The organism is Sinorhizobium prairiense (assembly GCF_029201645.2).
Lineage (GTDB): Bacteria > Pseudomonadota > Alphaproteobacteria > Rhizobiales > Rhizobiaceae > Sinorhizobium > Sinorhizobium meliloti_A.
On sequence record NZ_CP104131.1, the window covers coordinates 1,439,869 to 1,455,868 of the forward strand.

The window sequence follows — 16,000 nt, forward strand, 5'->3', positions numbered from 1 at the left end:
GCACTGGCGTCAGGGAACGACACCCGATACTTGCCGAACTTAGATCTAAGATCCTGAAGCCGTTCAGAGCTTCTTCGCGAAGGTGAGAAGTTCCTCGTCGCTCAGCGGCTCGACCACCGTCTCCCGCGTCGCGACCGGAGAAAAGCCGAACTGCTGGTAAAGCTGCAGCGCCCGGGGGTGATCGAGATTGTTCGTCGTGACCGTGACCTTGCGCGGGTTCATGGCCCAGGCCGCAAACAATGTCTGCAGCAAAAACCACTTACCGAGTTCCCAGGCCGAGCGCGTGCTCCATGAGCCCGAAATGGGTGAGGTCGATGACGTCATCGTCGAGTTGCCGGAATTCGAAGAAACCGGCCGGCGCACCGTCCACATAGAGGACCATGACCGTCGTTCGCTTGTCGTGGAGGATAGCCGCCAGATCGTCGTCGCTCATGCGCAGGCGCTCCGCCCAGTGCCAGCGCTTTCCGACACGCAGATAGAGAAAGCGGTAATAGGCGAGCGGAATATCCGAAACGCGCAGGATCGCCGTATGGATGTTGATCGGCATCGGCAGACTTTGCTTCGGCGGCGACGTCATTTCGAGTTCGGTCACGTGCGCCGTGATCGCGGCAGGCTTTGACCTTGGCATGGCTCTCACTCTTTACCGATTGCAACCGGAGTATCCGGCCGGCTACCCCATTCCGACCAGGAGCCATCATAAAGCGTATTGTCTTCATGTCCCAAGGATTGAAGCGCAAGCGTGATGATGGCGGCGGTAATGCCGGAGCCGCAGCTCGTGACGACCGGCTTCGTCAGATCGATGCCGGCATCCGCGAAAGTCCGGCGCAGCGCATCGAGATCCTTGAACCTGCCCTTTTCGGAGAATACGCCCGAAGGCAGGCTCCTTGCACCCGGCATATGGCCCGACCGCATGCCGGCCCGCGGTTCCGGTTCCTCTCCGGCGAAGCGCCCGGCGCTGCGCGCATCGGCAATCTGCGAGAGCCGATGCTCGACGACATCTCTCATGCGCTCGAACGAGGTGACGGCGTTCGGGTTGAAGACTGCGTTGAAAACCTGCGGGCTGAATTTCGGGACCTCGGTCGTCGTCGGCCGGCCGTCCGCTTTCCAGCCGTCCATCCCGCCATCGAGAACGAAGACGTTTTTGGCGCCCATGATTCGGAACATCCACCAGACTCTCGGAGCGGTGAAAATCCCCGGGCCGTCGTAGACGACGATCGTGTCGTTCTCGCCGATTCCCATTGCGCCCACGGCGTTGGCGAATGCCACGGGGAGGGCAGGGTGTGCGGTAGCGTGCTCGACCGATCGGCGATCGCGTCCTGATCGAAGAAGACCGCCCCGGGAATGTGCGCGGCGGCGTATTCGGCTTGCCCGTCGCGGTTCTGCGCCGGCAGATACCAGGAGGCATCGACTATCTTGACCGACGGATCATCGAGGCGCTGTTCAAGCCAATCCGCAGAAACGACAAAGCGGCTCTTGTTTTCGTTATCACCATACATCGTCGTCACTCCACTGGCTTTCTCATGTGAAAGAACAATTTCCCTGCGCACACTAGACCGCAACCCCATCTTCGGGCGTCGCGAAGCGTATACGGAAACGTCTGTTTTCCTTGCCCTTCTTCTCGATCTTGGCAATGTGGATCGCACCCACTTCCTGCGTCTCCGAAACATGCGTTCCGCCGCAGGGCTGGCTGTCGATCGATGAATTCTCGCCGATGCAGACGAGACTGACCCGGCCAAGCCCCATCGGCGGGCGGACGTTCTTCGACTTGACAATGCCCGGATTGGCGGCCAGCTCCTCGTCGGTGATCCACTGCACGTAGACCGGATGGTTCTCTTCGACGAGTTTCATCAGCGCTGCCGTGACCTCGTCCTTGTCGATCGTTTCGCTCATGTCGAAGTCCACGCGGCTTTCCTCCTCGCCCACGGCTGCGCCGGTGATCGGGAAGGGGCAGACGACCGACAGCAGATGGCAGGCCGTGTGCATGCGCATCAGCCGGTAGCGGCGCGGCCAGTCGATGTGCAGCACGAGCTTCTCGCCGACCGCCGGCGTGGGCGCGCCGCCGGCAGGCATGTGAGCGATGACGTCCTTGGTCGCGCCGTGCCGGGTCTCGACGATGTCGATGCGGCTGCCGTCCTCGCGCTCGAGAAAACCCGTGTCTCCCGGTTGCCCGCCGGATGTCGCATAAAAGCAGGTCTGATCCAGCTGGATGCCGCCGCCTTCCAGGATTGCCGTCACACGTGCTTCGCAGGTCGAGAGGTAAAAATCGTCTCGGAAGAGGGCGGTGACGGTTCCGGTCATGGCAATCCTATCCAGCGGGTTCGTATGGCACTGCTATGTTCGAGGTCGTCTTCAGCCAGTCCGGAACCGGCAAACCCTTGGAGGTCAGGAAGTCCGGATTGAAGAGCTTCGACTGATAGCGGTTACCATAGTCGCAGAGGATCGTCACGACCGTGTGTCCCGGCCCGAGGTCACGGGCAAGCCGCACGGCTCCGGCGATGTTGATGCCGGTCGAGCCGCCGACGCAGATACCTTCCTGTTCGATGAGATCGAACACGTAGGGTACCGCTTCAGCGTCGGGAATCTGGTAGGCGAAGTCCGGCGTGAAGCCTTCGAGGTTGGCGGTGATTCGGCCCTGACCGATGCCTTCGGTGATCGAGCTGCCGCTCGACTTGAGCTCGCCATGGGCATAGAAATTGTAGAGTGCCGCCCCTTCCGGGTCGGCGATGCCGATCTTGATCGCCGCGTTGCGGGCGCGCAAACCTTCCGCCACACCGGCAAGCGTGCCGCCGGAGCCGACGGCGCAGATGAAGCCGTCGACCTTGCCGTCGGTGTCTCGCCAGATTTCAGGCGCGGTCGTGTCGACATGCGCTTGCCGGTTGGCGACATTGTCGAACTGGTTTGCCCAGATGGCGCCGTTGGGCTCTGTTTCGGCGAGTTGGGCCGCCAACCGGCCGGAGATCTTCACGTAGTTGTTGGGATTCTTGTAAGGCACAGCCGGAACTTCGACCAGTTCGGCCCCAAGCAGGCGCAGCGCGTCCTTCTTTTCCTGGCTCTGGGTTTCGGGGATGACGATGACGGTGCGGTATCCGAGTGCGCTACCCACAACGGCAAGGCCGATCCCCGTATTGCCGGCCGTACCTTCGACAATCACGCCGCCCGGTCGCAACTGCCCGGCCTTCTCGGCCTGGCGGATGATCCAGAGCGCCGCCCGGTCCTTCACGGACTGCCCGGGATTGAGGAACTCCGCTTTGCCGAGAATGTCGCAGCCGGTCGCTTCGGAAACGGCCTTTAGCCGGATCAGCGGCGTGTTGCCGATTGCTTCGAGCACGGACGGAAGAACAGGCATTTTGAAAACCTCGCGCTAGACGGAACGGGTGCCGGCATTAGCCAAGCACTAACCTCGGTCGACGGCAAGCCGATAAACATTTGGTTTCATGGGTAGGATTGCCGAAATATTGGCGTGTTTTCGGCTCACTCTCTCTTACAGGCAAGGAATAGCGTTTCGCAGCTTTCCTGTCCCGGGCAAAAAACGTCTCTGCCGTCAATCGACGGGCGGGAAGCGGAGATTGCGGGGCAGGCGCTTGCCGTCCGGAGAGGTATGGGACCGGCCGCTTATGCGGTGGCCCCGGTGAGAACCCCCGTCGACGAGCGAGGAAAAGATGACAGCCGTATTCACCGCCCGCCCCGAACATGGATTGGCATGGGTCACCGGCGCGAGTTCCGGAATCGGTCGCGCCGTGGCGCTTCGATTGGCCGAGGAAGGCTATTCGGTGGTCGTCACGGCGCGAAGTCACGAGAAGCTGGTAGATCTTCAGCACGATGCGGCCGGAGCAGGGCGGATGATCGTTCTCGATGGAGACGTCACCGATCCGAAGGACATGGAGCGGCTCTTGGCAAAAATCGAATACGAGCACGGGCAGGTGGCACTCGCCGTGCTCAACGCCGGCGTCGTCCTGCCGGTCCGTGGCGACGACCTGCACCGAGACGCCTTCGACAGAAGCTTCGCGGTCAATCTCAACGGGGTCGTCAACTGCCTCGTTCCGCTTGTCGAACATATGAAGGCCAAGGGGCATGGACAAATCGCGATCATGTCGTCGGTGGCCGGCTATGGGGGCTGCCGATGGGCGCCGCCTATGGTGCGAGCAAGGCGGCACTCATCAACATGGCGGAGAGCCTGAAATTCGATCTCGATCGTATCGGCATCCGCCTGCAAGTCATCTGTCCCGGCTTCGTGGATACGAAGGCCGTGCCGAAAGGCGGATTCCCGAGACCCGCGCTGGTGAGCACGGAGGAGGCGGCAGAGCGGATATGCGCGGGGCTGAAGTCTTCGCGTTTCGAGATCACCTTCCCGAAACGATTTACGTACTTGGTCAAATTGCTGCGGATCCTGCCCTATGGGCTTTATTTCGCGCTTCTCGATCGGCTGGTACCGGGGAGGGCAGCCGTCGCCGCGCCTCCGAAGAACAAGCGCTCAGGATCCGACGGACAGCCGTCAGGCGCTGTCAAGCATCAGCACCGCCCTCGACCCCTGCAATCTTGACCCTACATCCCATGCCCGGCCAAGGTCCGCGCCGATATGGGTCTTTCCGCCGGGGACCGTGTGGACTTCATCCGTATGGAGGACGGCCACTACGCCGTTGTGCCCGCTTCCCATTCGATCAGATCGCTCAAGGGGATCGTTCCTCGTCCGGCCAGTCAGTCTCGAGGATATGCAGAAAGCGATATCCGTTGGATTCACCGGCGAATGATCGGCATCGATACGAACCTGCTGGTGCGTTACCTGGCGCAGGATGATACCGCCCAGTCGCCTTTGGCTTCGCAGATCATTGACGGCTTCACATCCGAGGCGCCGGGCTACATCTCGCAGGTCGTTCTTGTCGAAACCGTCGGGGTCTTAACGCGCTCATATAAGATGCCACGCGAAGCCGTTGCTCGCGTTATTGAAACTTTGTTGCGGGCGCGTGAGATCGTGGTTGATCGAGCGGATGCCGGTTATCTGGCGCTTGCCACCTACCGGACGACGAAGGGGGACTTCTCCGATGCGCTGATCGCCCACGGCGGGCGCTTGGCAGGCTGCGCCGAAACGCTGACCTTGGACAAGCCGGCAGCCGATCATGCCGGAATGCGCCTCGTAAACCGATGATCAGCTGCTGGTGCCGGGCAGGCAGCCCGTCGCTTCGCCCCTGAGGAACAAGCGCTCAGGCTCAGATGGACAGCCGCGTCAGGCGGTGTGAAGCACCAGCACCGCGCCGAAAATCAGTGACAGTCCAAGCCAGCCGATCGGTTTCAGCCTCTGACCGAAGAAAAGGCGGCCGCAGATGGCCGTACCGAAGATTCCGGTTGCGCCGAGAATGGCATAGGCGATCGCCAGGTCCATGTCCTTGATCGCTTCCGCCAGGAGCGCGAAGGCCGCAAGCACCAGGACGATCGAAAGGGTACCCCAGCCGCGGCGGGCAAAGCCGTTCGACTTCGTCGAGGCGAGATTCGCTGCCACATCGAGCACACCGGCGGCGACCGCGAATGCGAAGGAGAGACCCGACGCGCTCATGCGGCGGTTTCCGCGGCATCGCTCCTGCCGGCATTGAGGAGAAGTATTCCCGCGACGGCCATCGCAAGGCCCAGCATCTCGCGACCGGAAAGCGCATGGCCGAAAACGAAAACAGAGACGAGCGTGATCACGGCGACGCCCGATCCTTCCCAGACCGCATAGGCGACGCCGACCGGAATGGTCTTCACCGCTCGCGCCAGGAAGACGTAGGAGAGCGCGATCGAGGCATACATGACGATATGCCCCCAATAGGTGCCGGAGCCGGATGCCGCCTTCATCACAGTCAGGCCGACGACCTCGGTCGCGATCGCAAGGACCAGGAAAAGCCATGCGATACGCATGAGGAAACCTACGAGAAAAATCAGCCCGAAAAAATGAAAGCTGGCTCGCCGGGCAGGATGAAACCGCGAATTACGAATTCTCGATTCCACTAACCGTGTCAACGCCAAAGACGCCCGAAACCAGCTCTCAGAGAGCGAGCTGTCGCTTTGGCGAGAACGAGGTATCGTTCGAACGCGAGATCTCACCGCCGTCGGTGTTCCTCGCTGGTATCCAAGCGCCATGTGCCAGGAATGTTTGCTCGTGAAAGTCTGCTATGGCCTCTATCGCGCGACTGAACTCGAAGCGACCGTATGCGATCTTGGCAGCGACCGTTGGGGCCGGGAGCCGAATAGCGGACATTTAGCATCGCCGATGCAGCCTCATTCGTTTGTGTCACTTTCTGGATAATTGCCGAGACCACCCTCTTCGGTGTCGGAACCGAAGCAGGTCATGCGTCCTCTGGACGTCAATCAAGGAGACATTCCATGAACGCACTCAACGACAAGTCTTCCTCGGCCATTGTCGCGGTGAGCGACATCGATCGGGCGAGGCGTTTCTACAGTGATATACTGGGGCTTGAACTCAACGACGAAGGCATGGAAGGCGTGCTGGTCTACAAGACGGGCGCGACGTATCTGGTCGTCTACAGTTCGGAATTTGCCGGCACCAACAAGGCCAATGCCGTGGTGTGGGACTGCGGACCAGACATCGACGCCATCGTTGCCGACTTGCGTTCCAAGGGTGTGACGTTCGAGCGCTATGAGATGGAGGGCGTGTCATACAAAGACGGGCTCCACGATGCGAACGGGTTCAAGATGGTCTGGTTCAAGGATCCCGACGGCAACATCCTCCATCTGAACAGCGCATGAGCGGCTTCACCGACGTAAGGAAGGGACGATGACGTAGCGCACTTGCTGCGCCAGATATCCGGAGATTGGAGCCGCGATGCAGGGCAATTCGGTCGCGGCTCTGGATAGGCCGGCTGACTTCATACTGAACTGTGACACACAGAGATGGACAATTCGCGAGAGATGACATGACGCGCAAAGATTTCGACGTCAATTCGGTCAGGCCAAGCGGAAGCGCGCCTGCTCATGCAACGCTTTTTGATCCGGGTGCTGAAGGTCCCTGGCGTGGCTCTTTGCCGGGTGACACACTCGGAGCACCGGTGACCGTGCTCGCTTACGGCAGCAACCGCACTGGCGAAGGCCCACGTCTTCACGTGCATCCCTATGACGAGGTGTTTGTCGTGATCGAGGGCCGGGCCCGTTTTTTCGTTGGAGACACTGTCCTCGACGCGACTGCCGGTCAGGCTGTGTTTGGCCCGGCTGGCATCCCACACCGGTTCGAAAATCTCGGACCAGGGCGCTTACAGACTATAGACGTCCACCATTCGCCGCATTGGATCCAGACCGACCTCGACTAGACGGCCCCGCATAACACCTATCCGCCCTTCAGGAGGGGTGACTCTTCCAATGCCTCGATCATGTATTCAATGAAGGCTCGAACCCGATGCGGTAACGGTCCACCGCCAACGTAAATGGCGTGGATCAGTTCGAGATCACCTGGATTGCCGTCCTCGAGCAGAGGCACGAGCCTTCCGGCGGCGATGTCGGCGGCGACGTGAAACAGCCCGAGCCGTGCAACGCCGGCTCCGGCAAGCACCATCTGCTTCATCGTCTCACCGTTGTTGACGACCAGGCTTCCGGTGACCGCCTGGGCGATCTCCCGGCCGTCCCATCGGAAGGGCCAGGACGGCCGCTCGCGGCGAAAGTTGAAGGTCAGGCAGTCATGACGCTCAAGGTCGGCGGGCGTCTGGGGTCTTCCTTTGCGTTCCAGATACGAAGGCGCGGCGCACACCACTCGTCTGCTCTGACCGAGCTTTCGCGCGATCAGGCCGCTGTCCGGCAGGTTGCCCATGCGAATGGCGACGTCGGTCTTTTCCGCGACGAGATCGACGATACCGTCTGCGAAGCTGAGATCAACGATTAAATCGGGGTTCCGCGCGATGAAGGCGGGCATCGCCGGCGCCACGAACATGGTGCCGAACGGAATGGTGGCGTTCACCCGAAGCCGGCCACGAACGGCGCCGCCCGACGCTTCCTGATCAGCATCGTTCAGAGCCTGCAAGATCTTGAGCGCGGCGTGATGATAAGCCTCGCCTTCTTCGGTCAGCGTTAGCGCGCGGGTCGTGCGCATCAGAAGGCGCGTGCCAAGTCTTGCCTCCAGACGCGCGATCAGTTTGCTGACTGCCGATGGCGTGATGTCGAGGCTGCGCGCGGCTGCCGAGAAGCCGCCCTCCTGCACCACCCGCGTAAACACCTCCATCTCGCCAGAGCGTTCCATCAAAATGCGTGGCACTGATGATCTCCATTCACAGGTGCATGTCCAGTGGCGGCAATAGTTCTTCGGGCTCTCAGATCATAGATTGCGTTCGGACACAATCAGGAGCCACGTCATGGATTTGCAACTGACCGATAAAACCGCGCTCGTTACCGGCGCCACCGCTGGTATCGGGTTTGAAATCGCCCGCGCGCTCGCCCGCGAAGGCGCGAATGTGATCATCACCGGCCGCGACCGGCCGAAGCTCGACAAAGCCATCACCGACATCAAGACGTCCGGCGGGGAATCCGTTGCCGGCGTTCTCGCAGACGCTGCCACCGCTGATGGCGCAGCGACCATCGCCAAGGCCGCGCCGTCGGTCGACATCCTGGTCAATAATCTTGGCATTTACGAAAGCAAGGACTTCGGCGCCATCACCGACGCTGACTGGAGCCATCTCTTCGAGGTGAACGTGATGAGCGGCGTACGCCTGTCGCGCGCTTACCTGCCTGGCATGCTGGAGCAGAACTGGGGTCGGATCATCTTCATCTCAAGCGAGTCCGGCCTCGCCATCCCGCCCGACATGATCCATTACGCGACCACCAAGACGGCGCAACTCTCCGTCTCGCGCGGCTTGGCGCAACTGACGCGCGGCACCAACGTCACGGTGAACGCGGTGCTGCCGGGGCCGACCCGTTCGGAAGGCATCGAGACCTTCCTGCGCAGCCAGGCCACCGATCCTTCCGCTCCGATCGAAGAGATCGAGGCCGAATTCTTCGCCACTGCGCGCTCCGCTTCGATCCTGCAGCGGATGGTGGAGGCAGAAGAAGTGGCAAACCTCGTCACCTATCTCGCCAGCCCGCGTTCGTCGGCCACCAACGGCGCAGCACTGCGCGCCGAGGGCGGCCTCGTCAACACGATTGCCTGAGAGAGCGCGTTCGATGTCAAACTCTCCGCTCACCATCATTGCCATGACTATCGCCAAAGCCGGCAAGGAGGCGGCCCTTGGGGCTGCCCAGGAAAAGCTCGTCGCCCAGACTCTCATGAAGGACGGCTGCCTGCGCTACGAACTGCACCAGTCCCTCGATGACGGCCGCATTCGCATCTTCGTCGAAAGCTGGGAGACCGACGCACAGTGGCGGGCGCACATGGAAGGCGCTGCCATGCAGCGGTTTCTGGCCAGCGGCGTCGGCGACTATTTCGCCGATTTCTCGCTGCATCGGCTGGCGAAGATCGCCGGCTGACACAGCCCGCAACACACTCCTGACAACGCAAATTTTCAAGCATCCGGAGACAGACGATGAAATACCTGCGTCGCCTCGCCATCACCCTTGCCCTGGGTTTCAGCGCCGCCAGCGCCCATGCAGCAAACGTGCTGGTGGTCCTTTCCGATTCAGACCATCTCGACCTGAAGGACGGCAAGGTATTCCAGACCGGCTTTTACCTCAACGAACTGATGCAGCCGGTCGAGGCGCTGCTCGATGCCGGTCACGAGATCACCTTCGCCACCCCCAAGGGCACGGCGCCGTCCATCGACAAGACCTCTATCGACAAGATGTATTTCGGCGGAGACGAAGCTGCGATGAAGGCGAGCGAAGCGCAGCTTGAGGAAATCGGCTTGCTGTCTGACACTGCCTCGCCCGTAATCAGCCTCGCGCGGGTCGAGCAGATCGGCTACGACCATTTCGACGCGGTCTACGTCCCTGGCGGCCATGCCCCGATGCAGGATCTTCTTGTCAGCCCTGAGCTCGGCAAGGTGCTGACGCATTTCCATGAACAGGGCAAGACGACCGCGCTCGCCTGCCATGGCCCCATCGCGCTCATCTCGACTTCTGCGGGACCCGAAGGCTTTCACCACACAGCTCGAAACCGAAGGCGCAGCGAAAGCAGACCGTGAATGGATCTATGCCGGCTACAACCTCACTGTGATCAGCAATGAGGAAGAGGAACTGGCAAAGGGATTGCTCGGCGGCGGCGCGATGAAGTTCTATCCGCAGGATGCTCTCACGCAAGCAGGTGCTCGCTATAGTCAGTCCGATGCGCCCTTCAGCGCGCATATCGTCACCGATCGGGAACTGATCACGGGCCAAAATCCGGCCTCGGCCCCCGCCGTGGCGCAGGAACTCCTCAAGCGCTTGAAGTAAGAGGCGACATGTCCGGCCAGCACGAGGCCAGCCGGCGAGACCGCGCTCAGTTGCGGCGTTGATGCGGGGCTCATCGAATGCAAAAGCCCGGCGCAGCAGGAATGCCGCGCCGGACCTCGAGTTGAATTGAGCAAAGAGGAAATCTGAAGCTGAGAACATCGAGGCACTGATTGAGCCGTGGACGTTCCTGATACGGACAGTGAAATGCTACCGGTCGACGGCGCGCCCCGGACAACGACATCACCCAGAGACGCGTCATAAGCCCGCCCTTGCCGAAGCGTGATCCGCTCCTATTCTTCATCTAAGTACATGGAGGAAAAGAGTGGCAGATAAAGACAAGGAGCCGGATCGTGACCGCGATCTCGTTTCCACCGAGGGGCATGGGGTCGCAAGTGATGAGAAAAATGCGGCCTATAGGAGAAGGATGGTGCAGGAGGCCCTCCGTGAAGGAAACCCTGCCGGGGTGAAAGCGAAGGACTATCTCAGCAATAGATGGTTGTCCGGCGGCTCGTGGTAGACCGTCGACGAGAGGAAAGCATGGCAGATAATCCGAAGAAGAAAGGCCGCGACCGTGAGCTCGTTTCCGAACAGGAGCACGAGGTGGCCTACCTCATGAGAACGGCGAAGGTGACGCGGCAGAAGGCGTTGAAGGCGATCCGTGAAGCTGGGCCGAACCGCGAAAAAGTGATGGAATATCTCGGCAAGAAATAACGCTCAAAAGAGCGTCGCCTGCTGGACCTCCTTTGTCTCCGGCTCAAATGGCGGTCGCGTCCCGCCTTTCGTGGCGTTCGTCTCCTGATCCGCGCCTTCTCCCATGCGGCGTGATAGTTCGTGTGCAGCTCGGCACGCGGCGATGATAGCGATAGATGCCGCTTGCGGCGTTTCTCATTGCGTAACGCGCAATATCTTCGAACCCCAGGAATTCCCCGTTTGCCGGCCTGTGTGGTCCGAAAAGCAGCCAAAATGTAACCAAAAAGCAAGCCAGCACCGAACCCTTAGAGGCTTGGTGCATTTACATGATCGGTTAAGCGCTTGAAAATACTCAAGGAAAAAGCCCCGCACCGTGAGATGCAGGGCTTTGGAAACTGGCTCCCGGGCCGGATTCGAACCGGCGACCTATCGATTAACAGTCGAGTGCTCTACCGCTGAGCTACCAGGGATCATCTGCGCCGCAGAAGTGAGGCTGCTAATACAAATGCTTTTCCGATTTGCCAAGCGGTTTTTCAAAAAAATGACGGTAGGCGGTTGCCGCCCTGTGGAGAAAGCACCAACTGTGGGGTCATTGGTATGGAAGAAGAGTGATGGCGAAGAAGCATTTTGGCATCGATCCCAAGACGCGTGAGATCGTGCTCGGCAAGTGGCGGATGAGCCTGCCCAATTCGCCGGCATTGCGCGTGCTCATCGGCGTTCTGCTCGTCTTCGGCGGTCTGCTCGGTTTTCTGCCCATCCTGGGCTTCTGGATGGTTCCTCTGGGCCTGCTCGTGCTTTCGCACGATATTCCCTCGATGCGCCGACGGCGGCGCAAGCTGGCCGTATGGTGGGCCCGATGGCGCAGCAAGCCGAACTCGTCCGGCAGATCCTGAGAGGTGGGCCTTGCCAAGAGTTCCGCCAGCATCCGGATGCACGCATTTCAGTCGTCGGAATTGCGCGGCTTTCGACGTCGTTTGGGCAGGAGGGCGACAATGACGCAGGCGAGGACCAAAGCGACCGGCCAGAAATCGGTCGCCTGGTCCCAACTCCACCTCCACATTTCATAGCCCTCCAGGTGAGGCGGCAGCAGCTTTGCGCTGATCTCGAAATCACGTTTCTCGCGGCCGTGGAAGTGTCCGATGGCGAAGGCGAGGCCGATGATCAGCGCCAGTCTTCTCGGTGCAATCGCCATGAACAGGAGGGCGACGACTGCTGCAATACAGAAGCCCTCGACCACATGCCCGAGCCAATCGAAGTGGCGCTGAATGTAGCCCCAAGGAATATCCATCACGTCGCGCTTCGAGTGCCGCCCTCCCGATGAGGCCGGCCGACGGACCGCTATATCACAACCGCCGATCACGAGACCACACGATCCTCGAGGTTTCGCCCTTCGCGGACGTCTTCGGGAGCGTGGGCGAGCTCGTCCTTCTTCCAGTATCCGGACGCTGAGTGTCGCCGCAAAGTACAACTTGTAGTTAATCCAAAGTGGTCAATAGACAGGAACATCACGTTCGGCAACATTGGAGCGCTTTCAGGAAAAGGGTGTAACGGTCTTCCGTAGGAAGTCGGTATTTTCATAGCGTTAGCTCGTCACTCCGACGGAGCCCGACGAAGTCGGCGCCGCGAAGGCCGTCCGGGTTTCCCAAGACGAGCATCGCCTACTTTACAGCACTGTGGAGAGAAAAATGGCGCATCTGATCGGTGGCATCGCCCCTTGGTTCGGGCTGGACAACCACATCTTCGGAACGAACGATCCGGATATTATCTTCGGAGACCCGTTCACGACCGGCAATAGCCTAGGAGTTCTCCGAAATCGGCGGCTTCCTGTCTTCGGGGCAGGGTGGCCGCGACAGCCTTGACGGCCTTGGGGGCAACGACACGCTCTTCGGCGACGCTTGGACGATCTCCAATCAGGGGCGTGGTGGCGACGACCAGCTCGACGGCGGCGCCGGCGACGACACGCTGTACGGCGATGCCTTCCAGATCGATGCGATCGATTCCGCTACCGTCGCCGGAGGGAATGATCGTCTCTCGGGCGGCAAAGGCAACGATACACTCTATGGCGATGGCTACGATTGCCTCAGCGGACGTGGTGGAGACGACTGGCTCGACGGCGGCGCCGGAGACGACAGTCTCTCGGGCGACGCTTTCTCCCTGGGCGATTTTTTCGTTGGCGGGAACGATCGCCTCCAGGGCGGAGAGGGCCATGACAAGCTCTACGGGGATGGCCTCGACCAGGGCGTCGTGGAATCCGGCATTGGCGGCAACGACCACCTGTATGGTGGTTCGGGCAATGACTTTCTCGTTGGAGACGTTCTTTTCTCACGTGGCGGCAGTGGCGGCGACGACCTGCTCGACGGAGGCAAAGGCAATGATGTCCTGTATGGCGATGCAGAGGTCGGTGTGGACACCGCGGGTGGGAACGACCTCTTGATCGGCGGCACGGGTAACGATCAGCTCTGGGGCGATGGTCGACTGACCGCAGGCTTCGCGGTCGAGACCGGTGCCGATCAGTTCCTGTTTTCACGAAACAGTGGTCGGGATGAGATCTTCGACTTCGAATTGGACAAGGACGTCATCCAAATCGCTGGCTATGGCTACGACGACTTCGCTGATTTTTTGCCCAACATCGGCAACGATGCCGACGGGAACGCTGTCCTGCAGTTGAATGGCACGGTCGATCAGGTCACTCTGATCGGCATCCACGCTGCCGACCTCAGCGCTGCCAACTTCGTCTTTGCGGGCGCGGATTTCGCCTTCGTCTGACGCAGGTAAGATTTGTCGGTAACAAAGCTGAATAGGGGTGGTTTTTTGGAGGCCTCGCCCGGAATTGAACCGGGGTACAAGGATTTGCAGTCCTCTGCGTCACCACTCCGCCACGAGGCCTCTACGATTTGCGATTTTTCAAATCGTGGCGCGGATTTAGAATGATTGCCCGCAATCCGCAAGAGGGTACATTTGGAATAGGGTCTTTTTTATTCTGTATAATATGGCTTCGGTTCTGTGGAGGCGTGGCCATAGCGCCCCAAGGCGCAATGCCCCCACTTCTAACGCTTTGAAATTGCGTACTTCCGTGGGAAACGCCTGCACACCTGGTCGGGAGGCTAGTGGTACCGCCGGATGAGGCCGACAAGCCTGCCTTGGATCTTGACCCGATCCGGACCGAATATCCGTGTCTCGTAAGCCGGATTGGCGGCTTCGAGCGCAATAGAGGCGCCCTTGCGACGGAAACGCTTCAGAGTTGCTTCCTCGTCGTCGATCAGGGCGACGACGATATCCCCGGGGTGGCAGTGCTTCCGTTCCGGATGATCACCGTATCGCCATCGAGGATGCCGGCCTCGATCATCGAATCACCCTTGATCTCGAGAGCGTAGTGCTCGCCGCTGCCGATCATTTCGACCGGTACGGAAATATCGTGCATGTTGTTCTGGATTGCGGAAATCGGCACGCCGGCGGCAATGCGGCCCATGACCGGGACAGCGACCGACGCGATCTCGGCCGGGGGCGCTGGTTTCGGTGCGGGGGGCGGGGCCGCAGGCTTGCCCAGACTGCCTTCGATCACGCTCGGCGAAAAGCCGCGGCGGACCTGCGAAACACCGGCATAGGCCTCCGGCAGCTTGATGACTTCGAGGGCTCGAGCGCGATTCGGTAGCCGGCGAATGAACCCGCGCTCTTCGAGTGCGGTGATCAGACGATGGATGCCCGATTTGGAGGCAAGGTCCAGGGCATCTTTCATCTCGTCGAAGGACGGCGGAACCCCGGATTCCTTCATTCGTTCATGAATGAACAGAAGCAATTCCTGTTGCTTGCGGGTTAGCATGGCGTCACTCCAGAATCGCGAAACAAATCAAGAACAGAACCTATCTGTTCCATATGTGTTCCGCAAGTGCCTAAAATTCCGTGAATACCGCTTGCTGCTGAATGCCTGTCCGCTTTCCATCCGGCGTGCGATGGCGATCGCTCGGAATCTGGGGGCAGGGGCGTACGCTCACTTACAGCGGCCGGCCCAGTCGCTCGCCTACGCCATGCTAATAGGCAAGCCGCAGTCCGCCCGGCGTAAGAACGTCGAATTCAGGCTCGGGATAGGGCCCGTACCACTGGGTATAGGTCGTGTTGGTCGAGCCTGTGCTGGCGCACCCCGAAAGGGCGAAGAGGGAAAAAATTACGGCTGCCACCAAAGATTTAACAGGCATGTTTTTCTCCACTCGCGGGAGTTGCCCAGACCTCGAACGGGTCAGACTAAAACTTTCTCTCAAATCAGCTTTTTTGGCAAGCGCAGCCGAGCCGCGGCATCGCCCGGGCTCTGCAACCTGACGTCCGGCATCGGTGGATGTTAGCTCAGGTAAGATCCGTTACCTGGGTCTCCGGGCTGGACAAAAGAGGGGAATGGTGGAGTTGAAGGGAGTCGAACCCTCGACCTCCGCAGTGCGATTGCGGCGCTCTCCCAACTGAGCTACGACCCCACTGGTCACCCATTGTATAAGATTTTTCGGCCCCGCGCGCCAGTGCATTCCGTTTGCCGGCTTCACCCTTGCCGCCCGGTAGGGCACGCTGCAATTCACCCATCCGAATATCGCCCCTTCGCGATGGAGTTCCAAAGCAGCTTCTTCCGCTCCTGCAGGTGACGCAAAGCGTCGGAAGGGCAGGGCAGCCACGAGCCTTGCGGGTGGGGAAGACGGCCATCAGTGACGAGAAGCTGGGAATTCCGGCGTGCCCGGATCAATTCTGAAATGGCGGAAGAGGTGGGATTCGAACCCACGGTACGCTTTCACGCACGCCGGTTTTCAAGACCGGTGCCTTAAACCGCTCGGCCACTCTTCCAGGTGATTGCGGAGCTTCGTGAAATTCGTTTCCGAGTTCTCGATGGACCGGCGATCGCTACCGGGTTTGCTGCCCATTCACCAACGGCTGGCTTTTTAGCAGCTTTGATCACAGCGTCAACTTGCTCCGGAGCATTTGCTTGCATTCGAGGCGT

The 16,000-nt window shown here is 60.3% G+C and carries 15 protein-coding genes, 4 tRNA genes and 7 pseudogenes; 12 read left to right on the plus strand and 14 right to left on the minus strand.

The window, feature by feature from the left end; all coding sequences use genetic code 11:
• Positions 1 to 63: 63 nt before the first annotated feature.
• The 4 genes and pseudogenes from N0Q91_RS09540 to N0Q91_RS09555 all read right to left on the minus strand — a co-directional run bounded on the left by N0Q91_RS09540 (position 64) and on the right by N0Q91_RS09555 (position 3,346).
• Positions 64 to 628 (minus strand): annotated as a pseudogene (locus N0Q91_RS09540) (GNAT family N-acetyltransferase).
• 5 nt (positions 629 to 633) lie between these two features.
• Positions 634 to 1,496, minus strand: a pseudogene (gene sseA, locus N0Q91_RS09545) (3-mercaptopyruvate sulfurtransferase).
• A gap of 52 nt (positions 1,497 to 1,548) precedes the next feature.
• Positions 1,549 to 2,298, minus strand: coding sequence for an alanyl-tRNA editing protein (locus N0Q91_RS09550; RefSeq protein WP_275597947.1), 750 nt, complete (start codon positions 2,296 to 2,298; stop codon positions 1,549 to 1,551).
• Between the two features lie 7 nt (positions 2,299 to 2,305).
• The gene (locus N0Q91_RS09555) at positions 2,306 to 3,346 is read right to left on the minus strand and encodes a cysteine synthase A (RefSeq protein ID WP_275597948.1); all 1,041 of its coding nucleotides are present in this window, start codon (positions 3,344 to 3,346) and stop codon (positions 2,306 to 2,308) included.
• A 313-nt stretch (positions 3,347 to 3,659) separates the two neighbouring features.
• On the opposite strand from N0Q91_RS09555, the pseudogene N0Q91_RS09560 reads away from it, so the two are divergent.
• The 3 genes and pseudogenes from N0Q91_RS09560 (at position 3,660) to N0Q91_RS09570 (ending at position 5,143) form a co-directional block, all read left to right on the plus strand.
• Positions 3,660 to 4,540 (plus strand): annotated as a pseudogene (locus tag N0Q91_RS09560) (SDR family NAD(P)-dependent oxidoreductase).
• A gap of 6 nt (positions 4,541 to 4,546) precedes the next feature.
• Positions 4,547 to 4,748, plus strand: a pseudogene (locus N0Q91_RS09565) (AbrB/MazE/SpoVT family DNA-binding domain-containing protein).
• Positions 4,745 to 5,143: a type II toxin-antitoxin system VapC family toxin gene (locus N0Q91_RS09570; protein ID WP_275598114.1), complete on the plus strand. Its 399-nt coding sequence runs from the start codon at positions 4,745 to 4,747 to the stop codon at positions 5,141 to 5,143. Before N0Q91_RS09565 ends, N0Q91_RS09570 begins: the two are co-directional and overlap by 4 nt.
• A 78-nt stretch (positions 5,144 to 5,221) precedes the next feature.
• Here N0Q91_RS09570 and N0Q91_RS09575 read toward each other — a convergent pair whose 3' ends face one another.
• Complete coding sequence (locus tag N0Q91_RS09575) at positions 5,222 to 5,548, minus strand: SMR family transporter (protein ID WP_275597949.1); 327 nt, start codon at positions 5,546 to 5,548, stop codon at positions 5,222 to 5,224.
• Positions 5,545 to 5,889: an SMR family transporter gene (locus N0Q91_RS09580; RefSeq protein ID WP_026168588.1), complete on the minus strand. Its 345-nt coding sequence runs from the start codon at positions 5,887 to 5,889 to the stop codon at positions 5,545 to 5,547. Before N0Q91_RS09580 ends, N0Q91_RS09575 begins: the two co-directional genes overlap by 4 nt.
• 465 nt (positions 5,890 to 6,354) lie before the next feature.
• Between N0Q91_RS09580 and N0Q91_RS09585 the strand changes: the two genes are divergently transcribed.
• Both N0Q91_RS09585 and N0Q91_RS09590 read left to right on the plus strand, forming a co-directional pair.
• Positions 6,355 to 6,738 carry a VOC family protein gene (locus N0Q91_RS09585; RefSeq protein WP_275597950.1) on the plus strand — a complete coding sequence of 128 codons (384 nt, stop codon included), beginning with the start codon at positions 6,355 to 6,357 and terminating at the stop codon, positions 6,736 to 6,738.
• Between the two features lie 167 nt (positions 6,739 to 6,905).
• Positions 6,906 to 7,295 (plus strand): cupin domain-containing protein, encoded by a 390-nt coding sequence (locus N0Q91_RS09590; protein ID WP_275597951.1) that lies wholly within the window; start codon positions 6,906 to 6,908, stop codon positions 7,293 to 7,295.
• A 17-nt stretch (positions 7,296 to 7,312) separates the two neighbouring features.
• On the opposite strand, the gene N0Q91_RS09595 is transcribed toward N0Q91_RS09590, so the two are convergent.
• Positions 7,313 to 8,230: a LysR family transcriptional regulator gene (locus tag N0Q91_RS09595; RefSeq protein WP_275597952.1), complete on the minus strand. Its 918-nt coding sequence runs from the start codon at positions 8,228 to 8,230 to the stop codon at positions 7,313 to 7,315.
• A gap of 97 nt (positions 8,231 to 8,327) precedes the next feature.
• Between N0Q91_RS09595 and N0Q91_RS09600 the strand changes: the two genes are divergently transcribed.
• The 5 genes and pseudogenes from N0Q91_RS09600 to N0Q91_RS09620 all read left to right on the plus strand — a co-directional run bounded on the left by N0Q91_RS09600 (position 8,328) and on the right by N0Q91_RS09620 (position 11,046).
• On the plus strand, positions 8,328 to 9,119 hold the full coding sequence (locus N0Q91_RS09600) for an SDR family NAD(P)-dependent oxidoreductase (protein ID WP_275597953.1): 792 nt from the start codon (positions 8,328 to 8,330) through the stop codon (positions 9,117 to 9,119).
• Positions 9,120 to 9,132: 13 nt separating this feature from the next.
• On the plus strand, positions 9,133 to 9,435 hold the full coding sequence (locus tag N0Q91_RS09605) for a putative quinol monooxygenase (RefSeq protein ID WP_275597954.1): 303 nt from the start codon (positions 9,133 to 9,135) through the stop codon (positions 9,433 to 9,435).
• Positions 9,436 to 9,491: 56 nt separating this feature from the next.
• Positions 9,492 to 10,335 (plus strand): annotated as a pseudogene (locus N0Q91_RS09610) (type 1 glutamine amidotransferase domain-containing protein).
• A 322-nt stretch (positions 10,336 to 10,657) separates the two neighbouring features.
• On the plus strand, positions 10,658 to 10,852 hold the full coding sequence (locus N0Q91_RS09615) for a hypothetical protein (protein ID WP_275597955.1): 195 nt from the start codon (positions 10,658 to 10,660) through the stop codon (positions 10,850 to 10,852).
• 20 nt (positions 10,853 to 10,872) lie between these two features.
• Positions 10,873 to 11,046 (plus strand): DUF3606 domain-containing protein, encoded by a 174-nt coding sequence (locus tag N0Q91_RS09620; protein WP_100674268.1) that lies wholly within the window; start codon positions 10,873 to 10,875, stop codon positions 11,044 to 11,046.
• Between the two features lie 375 nt (positions 11,047 to 11,421).
• On the opposite strand, the gene N0Q91_RS09625 is transcribed toward N0Q91_RS09620, so the two are convergent.
• A tRNA-Asn gene (locus tag N0Q91_RS09625) sits at positions 11,422 to 11,495 on the minus strand.
• A 141-nt stretch (positions 11,496 to 11,636) separates the two neighbouring features.
• Here N0Q91_RS09625 and N0Q91_RS09630 point away from each other — a divergent pair.
• On the plus strand, positions 11,637 to 11,918 hold the full coding sequence (locus tag N0Q91_RS09630) for a hypothetical protein (RefSeq protein ID WP_100674270.1): 282 nt from the start codon (positions 11,637 to 11,639) through the stop codon (positions 11,916 to 11,918).
• A gap of 47 nt (positions 11,919 to 11,965) precedes the next feature.
• Here the strand turns inward: N0Q91_RS09630 and N0Q91_RS09635 are convergent, their stop codons facing one another.
• On the minus strand, positions 11,966 to 12,313 hold the full coding sequence (locus N0Q91_RS09635) for a hypothetical protein (RefSeq protein WP_275597956.1): 348 nt from the start codon (positions 12,311 to 12,313) through the stop codon (positions 11,966 to 11,968).
• Between the two features lie 397 nt (positions 12,314 to 12,710).
• Here N0Q91_RS09635 and N0Q91_RS09640 point away from each other — a divergent pair.
• Positions 12,711 to 13,791 (plus strand): annotated as a pseudogene (locus N0Q91_RS09640) (calcium-binding protein).
• A gap of 46 nt (positions 13,792 to 13,837) precedes the next feature.
• On the opposite strand, the gene N0Q91_RS09645 reads toward N0Q91_RS09640, so the two are convergent.
• From N0Q91_RS09645 to N0Q91_RS09665, 5 genes and pseudogenes are all read right to left on the minus strand, one after another.
• A tRNA-Cys gene (locus tag N0Q91_RS09645) sits at positions 13,838 to 13,911 on the minus strand.
• Between the two features lie 218 nt (positions 13,912 to 14,129).
• Positions 14,130 to 14,845: pseudogene (gene lexA / locus N0Q91_RS09650) on the minus strand (transcriptional repressor LexA).
• 208 nt (positions 14,846 to 15,053) lie between these two features.
• The gene (locus tag N0Q91_RS09655) at positions 15,054 to 15,218 is read right to left on the minus strand and encodes a hypothetical protein (protein ID WP_013844460.1); all 165 of its coding nucleotides are present in this window, start codon (positions 15,216 to 15,218) and stop codon (positions 15,054 to 15,056) included.
• Between the two features lie 194 nt (positions 15,219 to 15,412).
• A tRNA-Ala gene (locus tag N0Q91_RS09660) sits at positions 15,413 to 15,488 on the minus strand.
• Between the two features lie 268 nt (positions 15,489 to 15,756).
• Positions 15,757 to 15,846, minus strand: a tRNA-Ser gene (locus N0Q91_RS09665).
• Positions 15,847 to 16,000 lie beyond the last annotated feature (154 nt).